General features: G+C 68.0%; 14 protein-coding genes. 7 read left to right on the top strand and 7 right to left on the bottom strand.

Annotation, left to right across the window (positions count from 1 at the left end; genetic code table 11):
• Positions 1-284 precede the first annotated feature (284 nt).
• Entirely contained in the window at positions 285-2,783 is a 2,499-nt protein-coding gene (locus Q344_RS0117990) for a GcvT family protein (protein WP_028287989.1), read from the bottom strand.
• A gap of 355 nt (positions 2,784-3,138) precedes the next feature.
• Here Q344_RS0117990 and Q344_RS0117985 point away from each other — a divergent pair, with 355 nt between their 5' ends.
• Positions 3,139-3,897, top strand: coding sequence for an electron transfer flavoprotein subunit beta/FixA family protein (locus Q344_RS0117985; RefSeq protein WP_028287988.1), 759 nt, complete (start codon positions 3,139-3,141; stop codon positions 3,895-3,897).
• Positions 3,897-4,823: an electron transfer flavoprotein subunit alpha/FixB family protein gene (locus Q344_RS0117980; protein ID WP_028287987.1), complete on the top strand. Its 927-nt coding sequence runs from the start codon at positions 3,897-3,899 to the stop codon at positions 4,821-4,823. Before Q344_RS0117985 ends, Q344_RS0117980 begins: the two co-directional genes overlap by 1 nt.
• 97 nt (positions 4,824-4,920) lie before the next feature.
• Here the strand turns inward: Q344_RS0117980 and Q344_RS0117975 are convergent, their stop codons facing one another.
• Positions 4,921-5,763 carry a DUF6473 family protein gene (locus Q344_RS0117975; protein WP_028287986.1) on the bottom strand — a complete coding sequence of 281 codons (843 nt, stop codon included), beginning with the start codon at positions 5,761-5,763 and terminating at the stop codon, positions 4,921-4,923.
• 137 nt (positions 5,764-5,900) lie between these two features.
• Between Q344_RS0117975 and Q344_RS0117970 the strand changes: the two genes are divergently transcribed.
• Positions 5,901-6,776, top strand: coding sequence for a 3-hydroxybutyryl-CoA dehydrogenase (locus tag Q344_RS0117970; RefSeq protein WP_028287985.1), 876 nt, complete (start codon positions 5,901-5,903; stop codon positions 6,774-6,776).
• Positions 6,777-6,900: 124 nt separating this feature from the next.
• Here Q344_RS0117970 and Q344_RS0117965 read toward each other — a convergent pair whose 3' ends face one another.
• Positions 6,901-7,176: an acylphosphatase gene (locus Q344_RS0117965; protein ID WP_051630810.1), complete on the bottom strand. Its 276-nt coding sequence runs from the start codon at positions 7,174-7,176 to the stop codon at positions 6,901-6,903.
• 20 nt (positions 7,177-7,196) lie between these two features.
• Entirely contained in the window at positions 7,197-9,167 is a 1,971-nt protein-coding gene (locus tag Q344_RS0117960) for a protein meaA (protein WP_028287983.1), read from the bottom strand.
• Positions 9,168-9,552: 385 nt separating this feature from the next.
• Here Q344_RS0117960 and ccrA point away from each other — a divergent pair, with 385 nt between their 5' ends.
• The 3 genes from ccrA to Q344_RS0117945 all read left to right on the top strand — a co-directional run bounded on the left by ccrA (position 9,553) and on the right by Q344_RS0117945 (position 13,686).
• Positions 9,553-10,839: a crotonyl-CoA carboxylase/reductase gene (gene ccrA, locus Q344_RS0117955; protein WP_028287982.1), complete on the top strand. Its 1,287-nt coding sequence runs from the start codon at positions 9,553-9,555 to the stop codon at positions 10,837-10,839.
• Between the two features lie 583 nt (positions 10,840-11,422).
• Complete coding sequence (locus Q344_RS0117950; protein ID WP_036539850.1) at positions 11,423-12,967, top strand: ATP-dependent DNA helicase; 1,545 nt, start codon at positions 11,423-11,425, stop codon at positions 12,965-12,967.
• Positions 12,964-13,686, top strand: a complete 723-nt coding sequence (locus tag Q344_RS0117945) for an SDR family oxidoreductase (protein ID WP_028287980.1) — start codon at positions 12,964-12,966, stop codon at positions 13,684-13,686. Before Q344_RS0117950 ends, Q344_RS0117945 begins: the two co-directional genes overlap by 4 nt.
• Positions 13,687-13,717: 31 nt before the next feature.
• Here the strand turns inward: Q344_RS0117945 and yghU are convergent, their stop codons facing one another.
• Positions 13,718-14,578 carry a glutathione-dependent disulfide-bond oxidoreductase gene (gene yghU / locus Q344_RS0117940; protein WP_028287979.1) on the bottom strand — a complete coding sequence of 287 codons (861 nt, stop codon included), beginning with the start codon at positions 14,576-14,578 and terminating at the stop codon, positions 13,718-13,720.
• Between the two features lie 128 nt (positions 14,579-14,706).
• Here yghU and Q344_RS0117935 point away from each other — a divergent pair, with 128 nt between their 5' ends.
• On the top strand, positions 14,707-15,552 hold the full coding sequence (locus Q344_RS0117935) for an urea carboxylase-associated family protein (protein ID WP_028287978.1): 846 nt from the start codon (positions 14,707-14,709) through the stop codon (positions 15,550-15,552).
• Between the two features lie 79 nt (positions 15,553-15,631).
• Here the strand turns inward: Q344_RS0117935 and deoD are convergent, their stop codons facing one another.
• Together deoD and Q344_RS0117925 are read right to left on the bottom strand one after the other, a co-directional pair.
• The gene (deoD, locus tag Q344_RS0117930; protein WP_028287977.1) at positions 15,632-16,336 is read right to left on the bottom strand and encodes a purine-nucleoside phosphorylase; all 705 of its coding nucleotides are present in this window, start codon (positions 16,334-16,336) and stop codon (positions 15,632-15,634) included.
• 563 nt (positions 16,337-16,899) lie between these two features.
• Complete coding sequence (locus Q344_RS0117925) at positions 16,900-18,072, bottom strand: type III PLP-dependent enzyme (RefSeq protein WP_028287976.1); 1,173 nt, start codon at positions 18,070-18,072, stop codon at positions 16,900-16,902.
• Positions 18,073-18,169: the final 97 nt, after the last annotated feature.

The following is an 18,169-nucleotide window of genomic DNA, read 5'->3' as shown; positions in this document are numbered from 1 at the left end:
GCCGCAGGCGGCACGGCCGGAAGGGGGGCTGTCTGCCCCCCATCGGCCCCATGGGCCGATTCCCCCCGAGGATACATGGACCAGAGGAAAGTAACGGCGTGTTAACCTTAACGCGCCATGATGGAGGGGCGGTACAGCTGGGAAGCGATGGCCGCACCAGGGGAAGGTAAACCCTTCCGGGCAGGGGGCCGGGCTTCGTCGACCGACCCCCTGCTTTCCTCTGGTTCATGTATCCCGGGGGGAGTCGGCGCTTGCGCCGACGGGGGGCTGGCCCCCCTGCCCGGTCAGCCGTCCTTGCGGATCACCGCATTGGAGGGATCGTAGGGGCTGTCCTCGGTGATCTCGGCATCCCAGAGCCGATCGAACATCTTCACCTTCAGCTTGGTGCCCGTCACCGCGAGCTCCGGCCGGACGTAGCCCATGCCGATCGACTTGCCGAAGGCCACCGAATGTCCGCCCGAGGTCAGGCGGCCGACCCTGGCGTCGCCCTCATAGAGCGCCTCGCGGCCCCAGGGATCGGCGTCCTCCGGCCCGTCGATCAGGAGCGTCACGCATTTCGACCGGATGCCCTTGTCCAGCATCGCCTGCTTGCCGCGGAAATCCTTCTCGAGGTCGACGAAGCGATCGAGCCCGGCTTCGAGCGGCGTCGCATCCCGGCCCAGCTCGTTGCCGAAGGCGCGGTAGCTCTTCTCCTGCCGGAGCCAGTTCTGGGCCCGCGCACCCACGAGCTTCATGCCGTGCTTCTCGCCCGCCGCGACGAGCCGGTCCCAGAGGTAGGTCTGGAATTCGACCGGGTAGTGCAGCTCCCACCCGAGCTCGCCGGTATAGGCGACGCGGACGGCGACGACGGGGCACATGCCCAGCTCGATGTTGCGGCAGGAGAGCCAGGGGAAGCGCTTGTTGGAGAGCGCCGTCTCCGGGTCGGGGTCGCGGATCAGCTCCTTCAGGATGTCGCGCGACTTCGGTCCCGCCAGCGCGAAGGCACCGTAGCGGGTGGTCCAGTCCTCGACATTGATGCGGCCGAACTCTGGCTCCTTCTCGGCCACGAGCTTCAGCAGGTTGTCGCGGTCATAGGCGTGCCAGGCGCCGGCGGAGATCAGCACCCAGTGCTCGGCGGTCTCGCGCAGGATGGTGTATTCGGTATGGGTCGTGCCCGCCTCGGTCAGGGCGTAGGTCAGGTTGATCCGGCCCGGCTTCGGCAGCTTGTTGGTGGTGAACCAGTCGAGGAAGGCCTCGGCCCCCGGTCCGGTCAGCACGTGCTTGGCGAAGGCCGAGGCGTCGATCAGGCCGGCCGTCTCGCGGATCGCCCTGGCCTCGTCCTGCGCATATTGCCACCAGCCGCCGCGGCGGAAGCTGCGCGCGTCGTGGTCGAAGGACGAGGGCGCGTCCGTCGGTCCGTAGTAGTTCGGGCGTTCGAAGCCGTTCACCTGCCCGAACTGTGCGCCCGCGGCCTTCTGGCGGTCGTAGACCGGGAAGGTGCGGAGCGGGCGGCAGGCGGGGCGCTCCTCGTCCGGGTGGTGGAGGATGAAGACGTGTTCATAGGCCTCCTCGTTCTTCCGGGCGGCGTATTCGGTCGTCATCCACTGGCCGTAGCGGCGCGGGTCGAGGGAGGCCATGTCGATCTCGGCCTCGCCCTCCGTCATCACCTGGGCGAGGTAGTGGCCCGTGCCGCCAGCGGCGGTGATGCCGAAGGAGAAGCCCTCCGCCAGCCACATGTTGCGCAGGCCCGGGGCGGGCCCGAGCAGCGGGTTGCCGTCCGGCGTGTAGCAGATCGGGCCGTTGTAATCGTCCTTCAGGCCGACGCTTTCGGACGACGGGATGCGGTGGATCATCGACATGTATTCCTCCTCGATCCGCTCGAGGTCGAGCGGGAAGAGGTCGGCGCGGAAGCTGTCGGGCACGCCGTATTCGAAGCGGGCGGGCGCGTTCCGCTCGTAGGGGCCCAGGATCCAGCCGCCGCGCTCCTCGCGCACGTACCATTTCGCGTCGGCGTCGCGCAGGACCGGGTGCTGTTCGTTGGTCTTGCGCCATTCGACGAGGGCCGGGTCGGGCTCGGTCACGATATACTGGTGCTCGACCGGGATCGCGGGGATCTTGATGCCCAGCAGTTTCGCCGTCCGCTGCGCGTGGTTGCCGGTGGCGGTGACGACATGCTCGGCGGTGATGGTGACCTGCTCCTCGGAGGGGACGAGGTTGCCGCCCTTCTCGACCATCTTCGTGCAGGTCACCTGCCATTCGGAGCCGGTCCAGACATAGCTGTCGACCTGCCACTTCCGCTCGATGATGACGCCGCGCTGGCGGGCGCCCTTGGCCATCGCCATGGTCACGTCGGCCGGGTTGATGTAGCCGTCCGTCGGGTGGTAGATCGCGCCCTTCAGATCCTCGGTGCGCACCAGCGGCCAGCGCTCCCTGATCTGCGCCGGCGTCATCCATTCGTAGGGCACGCCCGCCGTCTCCGCCGTCGAGGCGTAGAGCATGTATTCGTCCATCCGCGCGTCGGTCTGCGCCATCCGCAGGTTGCCGACGACGAAGAAGCCCGCGTTGAGCCCGGTCTCCTCCTCGAGCGACTTGTAGAAATCGACCGAGTACTTGTGGATGTGGGTCGTCGCGTAGCTCATGTTGAAGAGCGGCAGCAGCCCCGCCGCGTGCCACGTGGAGCCGGAGGTCAGCTCGTCACGCTCCAGCAGCATGACGTCGGACCAGCCCGCCTTGGCGAGGTGGTAGGCGATGGAGGTCCCGACGGCGCCGCCGCCGACGACAAGGGCTTTCACATGGGTCTTCATCAGTCTCGCGACTCCGGTTGGCGTTTCGCCCCGTGTATGGACCGGATCGCTGGGGCCGCGCCTTTGCCATCCGACCTCCGGAAGCACAAAACCGACCCGGGGACGGTGCAGGCCGGGGCGAAGGCGGGTCCGGCCGGCGCGCCGGTGACGCATGGCAGATGGTAGCGGAAACAGCTTCGCGCATGTTCCGCATGGCAAAATTTCATACCGCAAATCGGACAATACGCCGCGTTCCATGCGTGAAAAGCGTCGATTTTGCTCTGTCACCCCCTATGTGGCTCCGTTATCAACGCCCGGGAGATTGTATCGGGGGCCACGAATCCGTGGCCGGATTTTGGAAAGGGAGACCGCGCAAATGAAGGTGCTCGTGCCTGTCAAACGCGTGATCGACTACAACGTGAAGGTCCGTGTCAAATCGGATGGTTCCGGGGTCGATCTCGCCAACGTCAAGATGTCGATGAACCCGTTCGACGAGATCGCCGTCGAAGAGGCCATCCGTCTGAAGGAAGCCGGCACCGCCGAAGAGATCGTCGTGGTCTCGATCGGCGTGAAGCAGGCGCAGGAAACCCTGCGCACCGCGCTCGCCATGGGCGCCGACCGCGCCATCCTGATCGTCGCCGCCGATGACGTCCACCAGGACATCGAGCCGCTCGCCGTCGCGAAGCTGCTGAAGGCCGTGATCGACGAAGAGCAGCCCGGGCTGGTCATCGCCGGGAAACAGGCGATCGACAACGACATGAACGCGACCGGCCAGATGCTCGCCGCGCTCACCGGCTGGTCCCAGGCGACCTTCGCCAACGAGCTGAAGATCGAGGGCGACAGCGCCACGGTCTCGCGCGAAGTCGACGGCGGCCTGCAGACCATCAAGGTCAAGATGCCCGCCATCATCACCGCCGACCTCCGCCTGAACGAGCCGCGCTATGCCTCGCTGCCGAACATCATGAAGGCGAAGAAGAAGCCGCTGGAGGAAAAGACCGCCGCCGATTACGGCGTCGACGTCTCGCCGCGGCTCGAGATCGTGAAGACCTCCGAGCCCGAGGCACGCCAGGCCGGCGAAGTCGTGGCCGATGTCGACACGCTCGTGGCAAAACTCAAAGAGAAGGGGATCGTGTAATGGCCGTTCTTCTGCTTGCCGAAGTCACCGACGGCGCGCTGGCGATGGACGCCACCGCCAAGGCCGTCTCTGCCGCCAAGTCGCTGGGCGACGTGACCGTGCTCTGCGCGGGCGCCTCCGCCTCCGAGGCCGCCAAGGAAGCCGCCACGATCGAGGGCGTCGCCAAGGTGCTCCTCGCCGAGGATGCGCTCTACGGCCACCGCCTGGCCGAGCCGACCGCGGCGCTGATCGTCTCGCTTGCGGGCGATTACAGCCACATCTGCGCACCGGCGACCACCGATGCGAAGAACATCATGCCGCGCGTCGCAGCCCTGCTCGACAGCATGATCCTGACGGATGTCTCCGCCGTGGTCGACGCCGACACGTTCGAGCGCCCGATCTATGCCGGCAACGCCATCCAGACCGTGAAATCGAAGGACGAGAAGAAGGTCATCACCTTCCGGACCTCCACCTTCGACGCGGCCGGCACCGGTGGCTCGGCCTCCGTCGAGGACGCAGCCAAGGCCGATGACCCGGCCCTGTCGGAATGGATCGAGGACAAGGTCGCCGAAAGCGATCGTCCGGAACTCACCTCCGCGGGCATCGTCGTCTCGGGCGGCCGTGGCCTCGGGTCGGAAGAGAACTTCGCGCTGATCGAGAAGCTCGCCGACAAGCTGGGCGCCGCCGTCGGTGCCTCGCGCGCCGCGGTCGATTCGGGCTATGCGCCGAACGACTGGCAGGTCGGCCAGACCGGCAAGGTCGTGGCGCCGGACCTCTACATCGCGGTCGGCATCTCGGGGGCGATCCAGCACCTCGCAGGGATGAAGGACTCGAAGGTCATCGTCGCGATCAACAAGGACGAGGAAGCGCCGATCTTCCAGGTCGCCGATTACGGCCTCGTGGGCGATCTGTTCGAGCTCGTGCCGGAACTGACCGAGAAACTCTGAACGCGGCGGTGCCTGCAGCGCACGCACCCCACGGAGATTGGAGAGGGCCCGCTTCGGCGGGCCCTTTTCTTTGGGCCCGCCGTTGCCGCGGCCGGTCTCACCCTTCCAGCGCCATCATGTCAGCCAGGTGCGCGGCGATCCGCTCGGCCGCCTCGCCATGGGCCGCGGGCCCCATCAGCTCGGCCGCGGCGGGCGCCTCGATATCGGCGAAGACCATCCCGGCCGTGCCTGCCGCGAGCGCCGTCGCGCTGGCCGTCGCGTCGATGACCGAGGCCGGCCGGGGCGCGATCTGCGCCAGCATCTCCGCGGTCACGAAAAGCGGGTCACGGCCGATCTCCGGCCCCCGCGCCCCGACCGGCTCCGGCGCGCGACGCGCGAACCACACCAGCAGCACCGGCCGGCCGATGCGGTCGATCAGCTCGCCCATCCGCGCGACCCAGGCGGCCTGAAGCTCCACCTTCAGGATCGCGAACCGCTCCGGATGCCCGGCCGCCAGCGCGCCCAGCAGGTGGCGCGTGAAATGGTACTCGGTGAAATCCACCCCGGGAAACAGCCGGCGCATCAGCTCCGACGCCTCCACGAAACGGTCGTTGCGCCGCGGATGCACGGCGTAATAGCGGTTCGTCAGGTTCTGCGCGCCGGGCACCTGCAGCACCACCGCCCGCGCGCCCTGCGCCGCCGCCAGCACCGCCTCGTCGTTCAGGAAGGCATCCGGCCCCGCATTCATCCAGCCGAAATTGACGCAGGGCAGGCCGAGCCTGTCCTCCACAAGCGCCGGAAAGGGCCGCGGCACGAAGCGGCCGTAGGTGTCCGTTCCGCCCAGGAAGGCGACGTAATCTCCCTCCATCCGCTTGCGGGGCCCGCGGAAGAGGTTCCGCGACCTGCCGTAGTGACAAGGGAAGTAATCGAGCGCCGCGGCGCTTCGCTTTTCGAATGACATGGATCCCACCAGCGTTCTGTCTCACCCATGTGCAGTGTCGCGCAGAAGTCCTAACCCTTCCCTAAGTCCGCCCGCTCTTGCGGAGGTCCCGCCCCCGCGCCTATTGTCGCGCCGACCGGCAGAAGGAGAAGAGCGGCATGGAGATCGAACGCATCGGCGTCATCGGCGCGGGGCAGATGGGCAACGGGATCGCCCATGTCATGGCGCTGGCGGGCTACGAGGTGCTCCTGAACGACGTGAACCAGGACGCGCTCGACCGCGCGATCTCGCTGATCGACCGCAACCTCGAGCGCCAGGTCACGCGCGAGGTGATCTCGGCCGAGGCCAAGGCCGAGGCGATCGCCCGGATCACGCCGACGCTGACCCTCACCGACCTCGGCCGGACCGACCTCGTGATCGAGGCCGCGACCGAGCGCGAGACGGTGAAGGACGCGATCTTCCGCGAACTGGTGCCGCATCTGCAGGACCACACCATCCTGACCTCGAACACCTCGTCGATCTCGATCACCCGCCTCGCCTCGCGCACCGACCGGCCCGAACGGTTCATGGGCTTCCACTTCATGAACCCCGTTCCGGTCATGCAGCTCGTGGAGCTGATCCGCGGCATCGCCACCGACGAGGCGACCTACAAGGCCTGCCACGGCATCGTCGAACGGATCGGCAAGACCGCCGCCTCGGCCGAGGATTTCCCCGCCTTCATCGTCAACCGCATCCTGATGCCGATGATCAACGAGGCGGTCTACACGCTCTACGAGGGCGTCGGCAACGTGAACTCCATCGACCAGGCCATGAAGCTGGGCGCGAACCACCCGATGGGTCCGCTGGAACTGGCGGATTTCATCGGCCTCGACACCTGCCTCGCGATCATGAACGTGCTGCACGACGGCCTCGCGGACACCAAGTACCGCCCCTGCCCGCTGCTCACGAAATACGTCGAGGCCGGCTGGCTCGGCCGCAAGACCGGCCGCGGCTTCTACGATTACTCCGGCGACAAACCCGTCCCGACGCGCTGACCCCCACCTTCCTCTGGTCCCGTATCCTCGGGGGGGCCAGGGGGGCAGACAGCCCCCCGACGCCCGGGCCGGGCTCGATGCCCGGCGCGGGCGTTGCCGGGGCGACGGGCCGCGCCCGGCGCCATCACCTGCGGATCTCGAACCCGTCGCAGGGCTCCGCCGGCGCCGCCTCGGACTGCACGTCGCGCACCTCCGCCGCGCCCGGACCCTGCCAGCAGGCGGTGACCATCTCCTCGAGCGCCTTGCGCGCGCCGCAGACCATCGCGGTGACCGAGCCGTCATCCTCGTTCCGCACCCAGCCCCGGAGGCCCAGCCTCTCGGCCTGGCCCTTTGTCCAGGCACGGAAGGCCACGCCCTGGACGCGGCCCGTCACCCTGAGATGGCGGCATTCCTCGGTCATGTTCTCCCCTCGGGGGGACGTCACTCGGCCGCCACGGCCTTCGGATCGGCCAGCGCCACGACGTCCATCATGATCGCATTTAGCTCGAAATCCTTCGGCGTGTAGACCCGCGCCACCCCCATGCCCAGCATCGCCTTCGCGTCGGCCTCGGGGATGATCCCGCCGACGATCACCGGCACGTCGCCCATGCCGGCCTCGCGCATCCGGGCCAGCACGTCCTCGACCAGCGGCATGTGCGAGCCCGACAGGATCGACAGCCCCACCACATGCGCCTGCTCGGCCTGCGCCTTCTCGACGATCTCCTCGGGCGTCAGCCGGATCCCCTGGTAGTCGATGTCCATCCCGCAGTCCCGCGCGCGGAAGGCGATCTGCTCGGCGCCGTTGGAATGCCCGTCGAGCCCGGGCTTGCCGATGACGAACTTCAGCCGCCGTCCCAGCCGGTCGCTGACCGCGTCGACCGCCGCCCGGATCTCCTCCAGCCCCTCGGTCTTGTTCGACATGCCCGCCGCGACGCCGGTCGGCCCGCGGTACTCGCCATGGACCGAGCGCATCACCGCCGCCCATTCGCCGGTCGTCACCCCGGCCTTCGCCGCGTGGATCGAGGCCGGCATGACGTTCTCGTTCATCGCCGCCGCCTCGCGCAGGGCCTCGAGCGCGGCCTTCACCGCCGCCTCGTCCCGCTCGGCACGCCAGGCGTTCAGCCGCTCGACCTGATCGGCCTCGACCGCCGGGTCCACCGTCATGATTCCCCCGTCCTCGCCCATGAGCGGCGAGGGTTCGGCCTCCTGCCAGCGGTTCACGCCGACGACGACGGTCTCCTCCCGTTCGATCCGGTTCACCCTCTCGGCGTTCGAATCGACCAGCCGCGACTTCATGTATTCGATGGCCTTCACCGCGCCGCCCATCGACTCGAGGTTGGCCAGCTCGGCCCGCGCCCCCTCCTTCAGCGCCGCGACCTTCCGGTCCACCGCCGGGTTGCCGTCGAAAAGATCGTCGAATTCCAGCAGGTCCGTCTCGTAGGCCATGATCTGCTGCATCCGGAGCGACCATTGCTGGTCCCAGGGCCGCGGCAGGCCGAGCGCCTCGTTCCACGCGGGCAGCTGCACCGCCCGGGCCCGCGCCTTCTTCGACAGCGTCACCGCCAGCATCTCGAGCAGGATCCGGTAGACGTTGTTCTCCGGCTGCTGTTCGGTCAGCCCGAGGCTGTTCACCTGCACCCCGTAGCGGAAGCGGCGGAACTTCTCCTCCTCCACGCCGTAGCGGTCGCGGCAGATCTCATCCCAGAGGTCCACGAAGGCGCGCATCTTGCACATCTCGGTCACGAAGCGGATCCCCGCGTTCACGAAGAACGAGATCCGCCCCACCACCGTCGGGAAATCCTCCTCGGGCACCCGGGGCCGCAGCTCGTCGAGCACCGCGATGCCGGTCGCCAGCGCATAGGCCAGCTCCTGCTCGGGCGTCGCGCCCGCCTCCTGCAGGTGGTAGGAGCAGACGTTCATCGGGTTCCACTTCGGCACGTGCCGATAGCAGTACTCGGCCACGTCCGCGATCATCCTGAGCGAGGGCTGAGGCGGGCAGATATAGGTGCCGCGGCTCAGGTATTCCTTGATCAGGTCGTTCTGCACCGTGCCCTGCAGCACCTCGGGCGACGCGCCCTGTTCCTCGGCCACCGCGATGTAGAGCGCCAGCAGCCACGGCGCGGTCGCGTTGATCGTCATCGAGGTGTTCATCTCGGCCAGCGGGATCTGGTCGAAGAGCGTGCGCATGTCACCCAGGTGAGAGATCGGCACGCCGACCTTGCCCACCTCGCCCCGCGCCAGCACGTGGTCGCTGTCATAGCCGGTCTGGGTCGGCAGGTCGAAAGCGACCGACAGGCCGGTCTGGCCGCGCTTCAGGTTCGACCGGTAGAGCGCGTTCGAGGCCGAGGCCGTCGAATGGCCCGAATAGGTGCGGAAGAGCCAGGGTCTGTCCTTTTTCGGAGCGTCGGTCATGGCTAGCCTCTCGTGAATCGCGCGGGTAATTTTCTTTCGTGTGCGTGTAACTATCGGTCAGAATGTGGCGATGTCAATTCGCCGCAACGCGGCGTCGCGCGCCGGGAGCCCGGCATGTCCTCGCCCGTCGCTGCGAATTTCCGCGATCCCGCGTCGCCCGGCTGCGGGACTCTCTCGCCAAGCCGGGCAAACCCAAGCATCATTGGCGCGAGAGAGCATGAACCCGGCGGCCGATCCCCGCCCGGCGCGCAATTTTCTGCGGCTGCTCGGTCATAAAATTTCAAAACCGCGCCCATGCGGCATTGCATTGTTGCGCACCCGATTATATTCGAGGCACAGACGCCGCGATTCTGCATCGCGGCAAAAGGACATGCAGGAGGCCCACATGGCACTGGACAAGGAAGCGGCTGTCGCGCCCTACGACGCGCCCAAGAAGGACCTTTACGAACTTGGCGAAATGCCCCCGCTCGGGCACGTGCCAAAGCAGATGTACGCCTGGGCCATCCGGCGCGAGCGTCACGGCGAGCCCGACAAGAGCTTCGAGGTCGAGGTCGTGGACACATGGGCCATCGACAGCCACGAGGTTCTCGTCCTCGTGATGGCGGCGGGCGTGAACTACAATGGCGTCTGGGCCGGTCTCGGCCAGCCGATCAGCCCCTTCGATGTCCACAAGCAGGAGTACCACATCGCGGGCTCCGACGCCTCGGGCATCGTCTGGGCCGTCGGCGACAAGGTGAAGACCTGGAAGGTCGGCGACGAGGTCGTGATCCACTGCAACCAGGACGACGGCGACGACGAGGAATGCAACGGCGGCGACCCGATGTTCTCGCCCTCCCAGCGGATCTGGGGCTACGAGACCGGCGACGGCTCCTTCGCGCAATTCACCCGGGTGCAGGCGCAGCAGCTCATGCCGCGGCCCAAGCACCTGACCTGGGAGGAAAGCGCCTGCTACACGCTGACGCTCGCCACCGCCTACCGGATGCTCTTCGGCCACCATCCGCACGAGCTGAAGCCTGGGCAGAACGTCCTTGTCTGGGGGGCCTCCGGCGGCCTCGGCTCCTACGCCATCCAGCTCGCCAACACCGCGGGGGCCAACGCGATCGGCGTGATCTCGGACGAGAGCAAGCGCCAGTTCGTCATGGACCAGGGCGCGAAGGGCGTCATCAACCGGAAGGAATTCAACTGCTGGGGCCAGCTGCCCACCGTGAACTCGCCCGAGTACAACGAGTGGCTGAAGGAAGCCCGCAAGTTCGGCAAGGCGATCTGGGACATCACCGGCAAGGGCGTGAACGTCGACATGGTCTTCGAACACCCCGGCGAGGCGACCTTCCCGGTCTCCACCCTCGTGGTGAAGAAGGGCGGGATCGTGGTGATCTGCGCCGGGACCTCCGGCTTCAACACCACCTTCGACGTGCGCTACATGTGGATGCACCAGAAGCGCCTGCAGGGCTCGCACTTCGCCAACCTCAAGCAGGCCGCGTCGGCCAACCGCCTGATGATCGAGCGGCGGCTCGATCCCTGCATGTCCGAGGTCTTCCCCTGGGAGGAGATCCCCTCCGCGCACATGAAGATGATGCGAAACGAGCACAAACCGGGCAACATGGCCGTCCTGGTGCAATCGCCCCGCCCGGGCCTGCGCACCGTCGAGGACGTTCTCGAAGCCGGACGCTGATCCGCGGCCCCAGCCGCCCAAAAGCCCCCGGAGCCGCGCGCTTCGGGGGCTTTTTCGTGCCTCAAGCTCCGGATTTCAGCGATGTGTCCGAGGGGCTTCCCCCCGGAATCGGGGAATGGATCCGGCCTGTCCTGCCGCCGACCCTCCTTGCGGTGCGGAGAGCGCCGCGGGCGTTAACGCTTCGTTAACTCGCATGAGAGATGATCATTTCGGGGAACGGAAATGGCACATGACTGGATCATCGGCGTCCTTGCCGACCTGAAGACATATACCGACAGGCACCGGCTCGAGGATCTTTCGGACCGATTGCAGGCCGCCCTTTCCGTCGCCCACGGAACCCGCCACCCGAACCGGGAACCACGCGGCACGGATGCACCACTCACGGACCACGTCACCCGCCGAGTCGCGGACCGCGCCGGAGGCCGTCACTGACCTAGACGGCCTCCGGCGTCCGATCGGACGGGCCCGCCGCAGGCCCGGGGCCCGGACCACCACCCCCATGCCGCCGCGCAGGCGCTGGCGCAGGCGCGCATGCGGCTCTGATCCGCTGGCGCCCGGCGGCCTGCGCGGCTAGTGTCGCCGCATGACACCCCCCGCCCCCCTGCCCGCCCTGACGCTCTCTCACGATCAGGCCGAAGCCCATGACGCCATCGCCGAAATGCTGCGCGGCGCGGGCATCGATCTGGACGCGGGCAGCACCCGCCCGCCCCGCGAAGGCAATACCAAGGTCATGGCCGTGACCGGCAAGGCCGGTTCGGGCAAGACCCTGCTGCTGGCCGAGGTCGTCCGGGCCGCGAAGGAGGCGGGCGTCGGCATCGTCTCGGGCGATTACGAACCGAAGAAGACGAAGGAGAAGCGGACCCTCGCGATCCTCGCGCCGACCAACAAGGCGGCCTCGGTCCTGCGGCTGAGGGGCGTGCCCGCGACGACGATCCACCGGATCATCTATTCGCCGGTCTATGACCCCGAATACGAGAAGATCGCCGAATGGCTCGCCGGCGAAGGCGACCGGCCCGAGATCGAAGGCCTGTCCGAGAACGCGCTCGACCGGGCCTTCGCCTTCTACCAGACGAACAACTCGGTCCCGGGAGCGCTGGCCGCGGCGGGGTTGAGGGGGTCCGATTTCATCACCGGCTGGAAGCGCCGCGACGATCCGCTGGATCTGGGGCTGGTGGACGAGGCCTCGATGCTCGACGACAAGCAGTTCGAGGATTTGAAGGAGATCTTCCCGACGCTCCTCCTGTTCGGCGATCCGGCGCAGCTCGCGCCCGTCAACCAGTCGGGCAAGATGGTCTTCGACGGGCTGCCCGCGCCTTCGGTGAGGCACCTGAGCCGGATCCACCGGCAGGACGCCGACAACCCGATCCTCGACCTCGCCCATGCGCTCGCGGACCCGGCGCTCGAGTTCCACCAGTTCGAACGGATGGTCGAGGAAAAGGCGGCGCAGGACGACCGCGTGATCTGGGGCCAGCGCGTCGAGGTCGACCTGATGGCGCGTTCCCCCGTGCTGGTCTGGCGCAACGCCACCCGCATCCGGCTGATCCAGGCCTTCCGGTCGGTGCACGGCGCGCCGGAGGATGCGCTGCTGGAGGGAGAGCCGCTGATCTGCGACGGGATCGAGCTGCCGCTGAAGCATCGCAAACGGCGGCTGGACCTCGAGGCGCGCGGGCTCATCAAGGGCGCGCAGGTGATCTACCTCGGGCCCGGCTCCAAGCCCGGGTTCTCCCGGCTCCACGTGATGGGGGCGGAGAACCCGCAGGTCTCGGCCGCCTCGATCGTGAAGATCGAGAAGCCCGACGAGGAAGAGCCCTTCATCCCCTACGCCGCCCGCATGGGCGCCACCTTCCTGCACGGCGCGGCGGTGACGATCCACAAGGCGCAGGGCTCCCAATGGGAAAACGTGCAGGTCTTTGCCCCCGACCTCTATGCCGCCGCCCGCACGGGTCGGAACGAGGCGGGACAGCCGCTGTGGAAGCGGCTCGCCTACGTGGCGATCACCCGGGCCGAGGAACGGCTCTACTGGATCGTGCGCAACCGGCTGGCAAAACCCTCGGGGCCCTTGCGGATCGACGACCTGAAGGCGGCCCCGGTGGCGCCGCTTTCGCTCATGGCGGAGGAAGAGGAATGAGGTCGATCCTGATCACCGGCGCGTCCTCGGGCATCGGCGCCGCCTGCGCGCGGCTCTTCCTGGCGGAGGGCTGGCGGGTCGGTCTGCTGGCCCGGCGGGAGGAGATGCTGCGCGAGGTGGCGGAGGGATCGCAGAACGCCCTCTGCCTCGCCGCCGACGTCACCGACGAGGGCGCGGTCGAGGCGGCGTTCGACCGGTTCACCGACTGGGCCGGGCGCATCGACGTGCTCTTCAACAACGCCGGCGCCTTCGGCAAGGCGGCCTTCATCGACGAGATGGACCCGGAGGAGTTCCGCGCCGTGGTCGATCTGAACGTGACCGGCATGTTCCTCTGCGCCCGCGCCGCTTTCGGCCGGATGCGCCGGCAGGACCCGCAGGGCGGGCGGATCGTGAACAACGGCTCGATCTCGGCCCATGTGCCCCGGGAGCGCTCGGTGGCCTATACGACGACGAAACACGCGGTGACCGGGCTGACGCGGACGCTGTCCCTCGACGGGCGGGCGTTCGGCATCGCCTGCGGCCAGATCGACATCGGCAACGCCCGCACGCCGCTGCTCGAGGCCGCGGTGAAGGCGGCCCCGCCGGGCGAGGCACCGCCGACGATGGATGTGGACCATGCCGCGCGCGCGGTGCTCCACATGGCGGAGCTGCCGCCCGAGGCGAACGTGCAGTTCATGACCATCATGGCGACCAACATGCCCTATATCGGGCGGGGGTGAGGGCGGGCCTCGCGACCCGCCCCAGGGGGCATCAGCCCCCGATCTTGTCCTGCGTCCTGGTCTCGAAATCGGACGCGGCGTGGCGTTCGTGGAGTTGCGTGGCCGGATCGCCCGATACCTTGTTCACCATACGCCCGCGCTGGACGCCGGGGCGCTTGCCGACGGCCTCGGCCCAGCGGAGGACGTTGGTATAGCCGTCCGCCTCGAGGAACGTCGCCGCCTCGTAGACCACGTTCTTCACCAGGCCGCCGTACCAGGGCCAGGTGGCCATGTCGGCGATGGAATATTCGGACCCGCCCAGGTATTCGCTTTCGCCAAGCCGCCGGTCGAGCACGTCGAGCTGGCGTTTCACCTCCATGGTGAAACGGTCGATCGGGTATTCCCAGCGTTCCGGGGCGTATCTGTAGAAATGCCCGAAGCCGCCGCCGAGGTAGGGGGCGGAGCCCTGCAGCCAGAAGAGCCAGTTCAGCGTTTCCGTCCGCGCGGCGCCCTTCGGCAGGAAGGCGTCGAACTTCTCGGCGAGGTGCAGCAGGATCGAGGCACTCTCGAAGACGCGGACCGGCTCCGGCCCGGAGCGGTCCATCAGCGCGGGGATCTTGGAGTTCGGGTTCACCTCCACGAAGCCCGAGCCGAACTGGTCGCCATCGCCGATCTTGATGAGCCAGGCGTCGTATTCCGCATCGTGGCCGGCGGCGAGAAGCTCCTCGAACATCACCGTGACCTTCACCCCGTTGGGCGTCGCCAGCGAATAGAGCTGGAACGGATGCTCGCCGACCGGCAGCTCCTTGTCATGGGTCGGCCCGGCAATGGGGCGGTTGATGCTGGCGAACCGGCCGCCGCTTTCCTTGTTCCACGTCCAGACGTCGGGCGGGGTATAGCTGTCTTGCGCCATGTCATCCTCTCGGGTTGGGTCTCTGTCGTCGGTGCCGACTAGACACGCTGCGGCGGCGGGCCTCAATCCCCCCGCGCGGTTCTGCCCCCCTGTTGCCATGCACCGGGCGGCGCGCCATTGTGCATCCCATGACAGACGCTCCACCCGACGCCGAGGCCCGGCGCGCGATCCCGCCGGTCATCTGCTACCCGACCGAGACGCTGCCGCAGCCGGACCTCTCCCTCTACGCCCGGGCGCGCAAGGGCGCGCGCAAGGTCGACGAGGCCCTGGCCCCGCCGCGCGAGGCCGCCAGCTTCCGCGTCCCGGCCGGGCATTTCTTCCGCATCACCAGCGTCGAGGGTCCACAGGTCGGCGACCTGAACCTCTGGGCGGCGGATAACCATGACGAGCGGTTCTATTCCGGCAAGACCCGGGCGCTGCACGGCACGCACCTGGGCGTCGGGCACCGGATGTGGTCGTCCTTTCCCTACCTGCGCCCGATGGCGACCTTGGTGGAGGACACGCTCGGATGGTACGGGCAGGACCCCTTCGGCGGCCGGGTCCACGACGTGATCGGCACGCGGTGCGATCCGCATACGCATCACCTGCTGTCGGGGGCGGAGTACCACCATTGCTGCCATTCGAACCTGACGCGCGCCTATGCGGCGGCGGCCGGGGTGCCGGTGGCCGACGCGGCCCGCATGGTGCACGACGTGCTGAACGTCTTCATGTGCACCGGCTTCACGCGCGACACCGGCCAGTATTTCATGAAGGCCTCGCCGGTGCGGCCCGGCGATCATCTGGAATTCTTCGCCGAGATCGACCTGCTCGGCGCCCTCTCCGCCTGCCCCGGCGGGGATTGCTCGGCCGAGCATTCCTCGGACGCCGCCGCCTGCCATCCCCTGCTCGTCGAGGTCTTCGCACCGGATGAGGCGGCGCTGGAGGGCTGGTCCAGTCCGCCGGTCAACGGCTATTCCGGAACACACGGGGTTTAGCGCCCGCCCCCTGCGAAATGCCAGTTTGATGGCGGACCGGGGATCGGCGATGGAAGCCGGGCTCGGGCCCGGCTCCCGCTCAGGCGAAGGCCGCTTCCAGCGCGATTTCGACCATGTCGCCGAAGCTCCGCTCTCGGTCCTCGGAGGGCAGCGCCTCGTGGGTCAGCAGGTGGTCGGACACCGTCAGCACCGCCAGCGCGCGCCGCCCGTGCCGCGCGGCGAGGGTGTAGAGCTCGGCCGCCTCCATCTCGACCGCGAGAACCCCGTGCCGGGTCATCTGCTCGTTCAGGTCGGGCCGTTCGTCGTAGAAGACGTCCGAGGAATAGATGTTGCCCGCATGGGTCGTCACGCCCCGGGCCTGCGCCGCCGTCCACGCCGCGTGGAGCAACCCGAAATCCGCGGTCGGGGCGAAGTTCAGCTCCCGGAAGATGCCGCGCGAGGGGGTCGAGACCGTGGTCGCCGCCATCCCGAGCACGACGTCGCGGACCTTCACGCTCTCCTGCATCGCACCGCAGGAGCCGATCCGCACCAGCGTCTGCGCCCCGTAGTCCCGGATCAGCTCGTTCACGTAGATCGACAGCGAGGGCATGCCCATCCCGCTCCCGTGGATCGTCACCCTCTTGCCCTTCCAGGTGCCGGTGAAACCCAGCATGCCGCGCACCTCGTTCACGCAGGTGACATCGGACAGGAACGTCTCGGCCGCCCATTTGGCACGGTAGGGATCCCCCGGCAGAAGGACGGTTTCGGCGATCTGGCCCGGCGCGGCGCCGATGTGGATGGACATGGAGGTGCTCCCGGTTCGAGGACATGACCGGAAGACTATCTGCGGCCGGCGCGGGGAATGCAAATGGCGGCAGGGGTTACCCGGCGGGAGGCGGGGAGGATTCGGCGGACGAGGGATGGCAGGCGAAATACGGCGGGAGGCACATGGCACCCCGCTCGAACGGGGATGGCCCGGCGGCACGCCGGGCCGCGCCCTCCCTCCCCCCCGGGAGGGCGCATTGGCACCGCGTGGTGCCGAAGCCCCGGCATGCGCGTGACGATGCATCGCTGACCGTTGAGGGAGGGGCGCCCGCCCGAGGGAGGGCGCGTCCCTTCCCGCTCCGGATCGACCGGCTCCGGGACACATCCGTTTCGATTCGAGCCGGGCCAAGGCGCGGCCCGGGGAGTCGCGTGACCGCAGCGCCCGGGATGCCCGTCACGGGAAAAAGGGCGCGGAGGGCTCTCTCTCCCTTTGCGCCCAGACACCTCAAGGTCTGATGATTTGTCATCCCGGCGCGGGCGCGGCGCGGGGATCACCCGCGCTCTGCCCGTCCCTGGTATGGTGTCGCGCCCGTTCGCGCCTGGTCAGATGACGACGATGTCCAGCGGCGGGAAGCCGTTGAAACCGACCGAGGCGTAGGTCGAGGTGTAGGCGCCGCAGTTGCGGATCATGAAACGGTCGCCCGACTTCAGACCCACCGGCAGCTCCACCGGGCGTTTTTCATAGAGCACGTCCGCGCTGTCGCAGGACGGACCTGCGAGGATGCAGGGGCCCATGGCTTCGTGGTCGCGCTCGGTCGTGAACTGGTAGCGGATCGCCTCGTCCATCGTCTCGGCAAGGCCCGAGAACTTGCCGATGTCGAGATACACCCAGCGGTGCATGTCGTTGTCCGACTTCCTGGACACCAGCAGCACTTCGGCGGCGATCATGCCGGCTTCGGCGACAAGGCCGCGGCCGGGCTCTGCCATCACGTGCGGCACGTCGCCGAAACGCTCGGTCACCAGCTCCATCACGCGGCGGGCGTAGGGGGTCGGCCCCTGGATTTCCTCGCCGTAATAGGCCGGGAAACCGCCACCGATGTTCAGCAGGGTCAGCTCGTGGCCGGCCTCTTTCGCGGCTTTCCAGACCGATGCGACCTGGTCGAGCGTGGTGGTCCACATCTCGGCGCGTTTGGTCTGCGAGCCGACGTGGAACGACAGGCCGACGGGCTTCAGGCCGAGGTCACGGGCGAAGTCGAGCAGGCGGACGGCGCCTTCGCGGGCGATGCCGAACTTGCGCGACAGAGGCCAGTCGGCTTCGGAGGCGTCGACGATCAGGCGGACGTAGACCTCGGCGCCCGGGGCGTGTTCGGCAATCTTCTCGAGCTCTTCCTCGGCATCGGCCGCGAAGAGGGTGACACCGGCGTGCCAGGCGAACTCGATGTCGCGCACCTTCTTGACGGTGTTGCCGAACGAGATGTGGTCCGGACGTGCGCCCAGCGAGAGGCAGAGCTCGATCTCGGCGCGCGATGCGGCGTCGAAGCCCGAGCCGAGGTCGACCAGGCGCTCGATGATCTCGCGCTGCGGGTTCGCCTTCACCGCGTAGTGGATACGGGCGTGGCCGAGGCCGGCTTTCAGCGCATGGTACTGCTCTTCCACGCGATCGACGTCGAGGACGAGCGTCGGACGGTCGAAGGTGTTGGCGCGGATGTAGGATTCGACACGGTTCGAGCGTGCAATATCGGCGCGGGCCGAGAAATCGGCTACGTATGCGTTCATGGTCATCTCCAATAGACCCGGTCCGAAGACCGCTTAGGGACGGCCCGGAGGCCGCTCAGTTTACGGGAGACGTTACCGTCGCTACATGACCTTAGAA

The sequence above is a fragment of the Pseudooceanicola nanhaiensis DSM 18065 genome (assembly GCF_000688295.1).
In the GTDB taxonomy this organism is placed as follows: Bacteria; Pseudomonadota; Alphaproteobacteria; order Rhodobacterales; family Rhodobacteraceae; genus Pseudooceanicola; species Pseudooceanicola nanhaiensis.
This window is presented reverse-complemented; position numbering and strand designations above follow the sequence as displayed.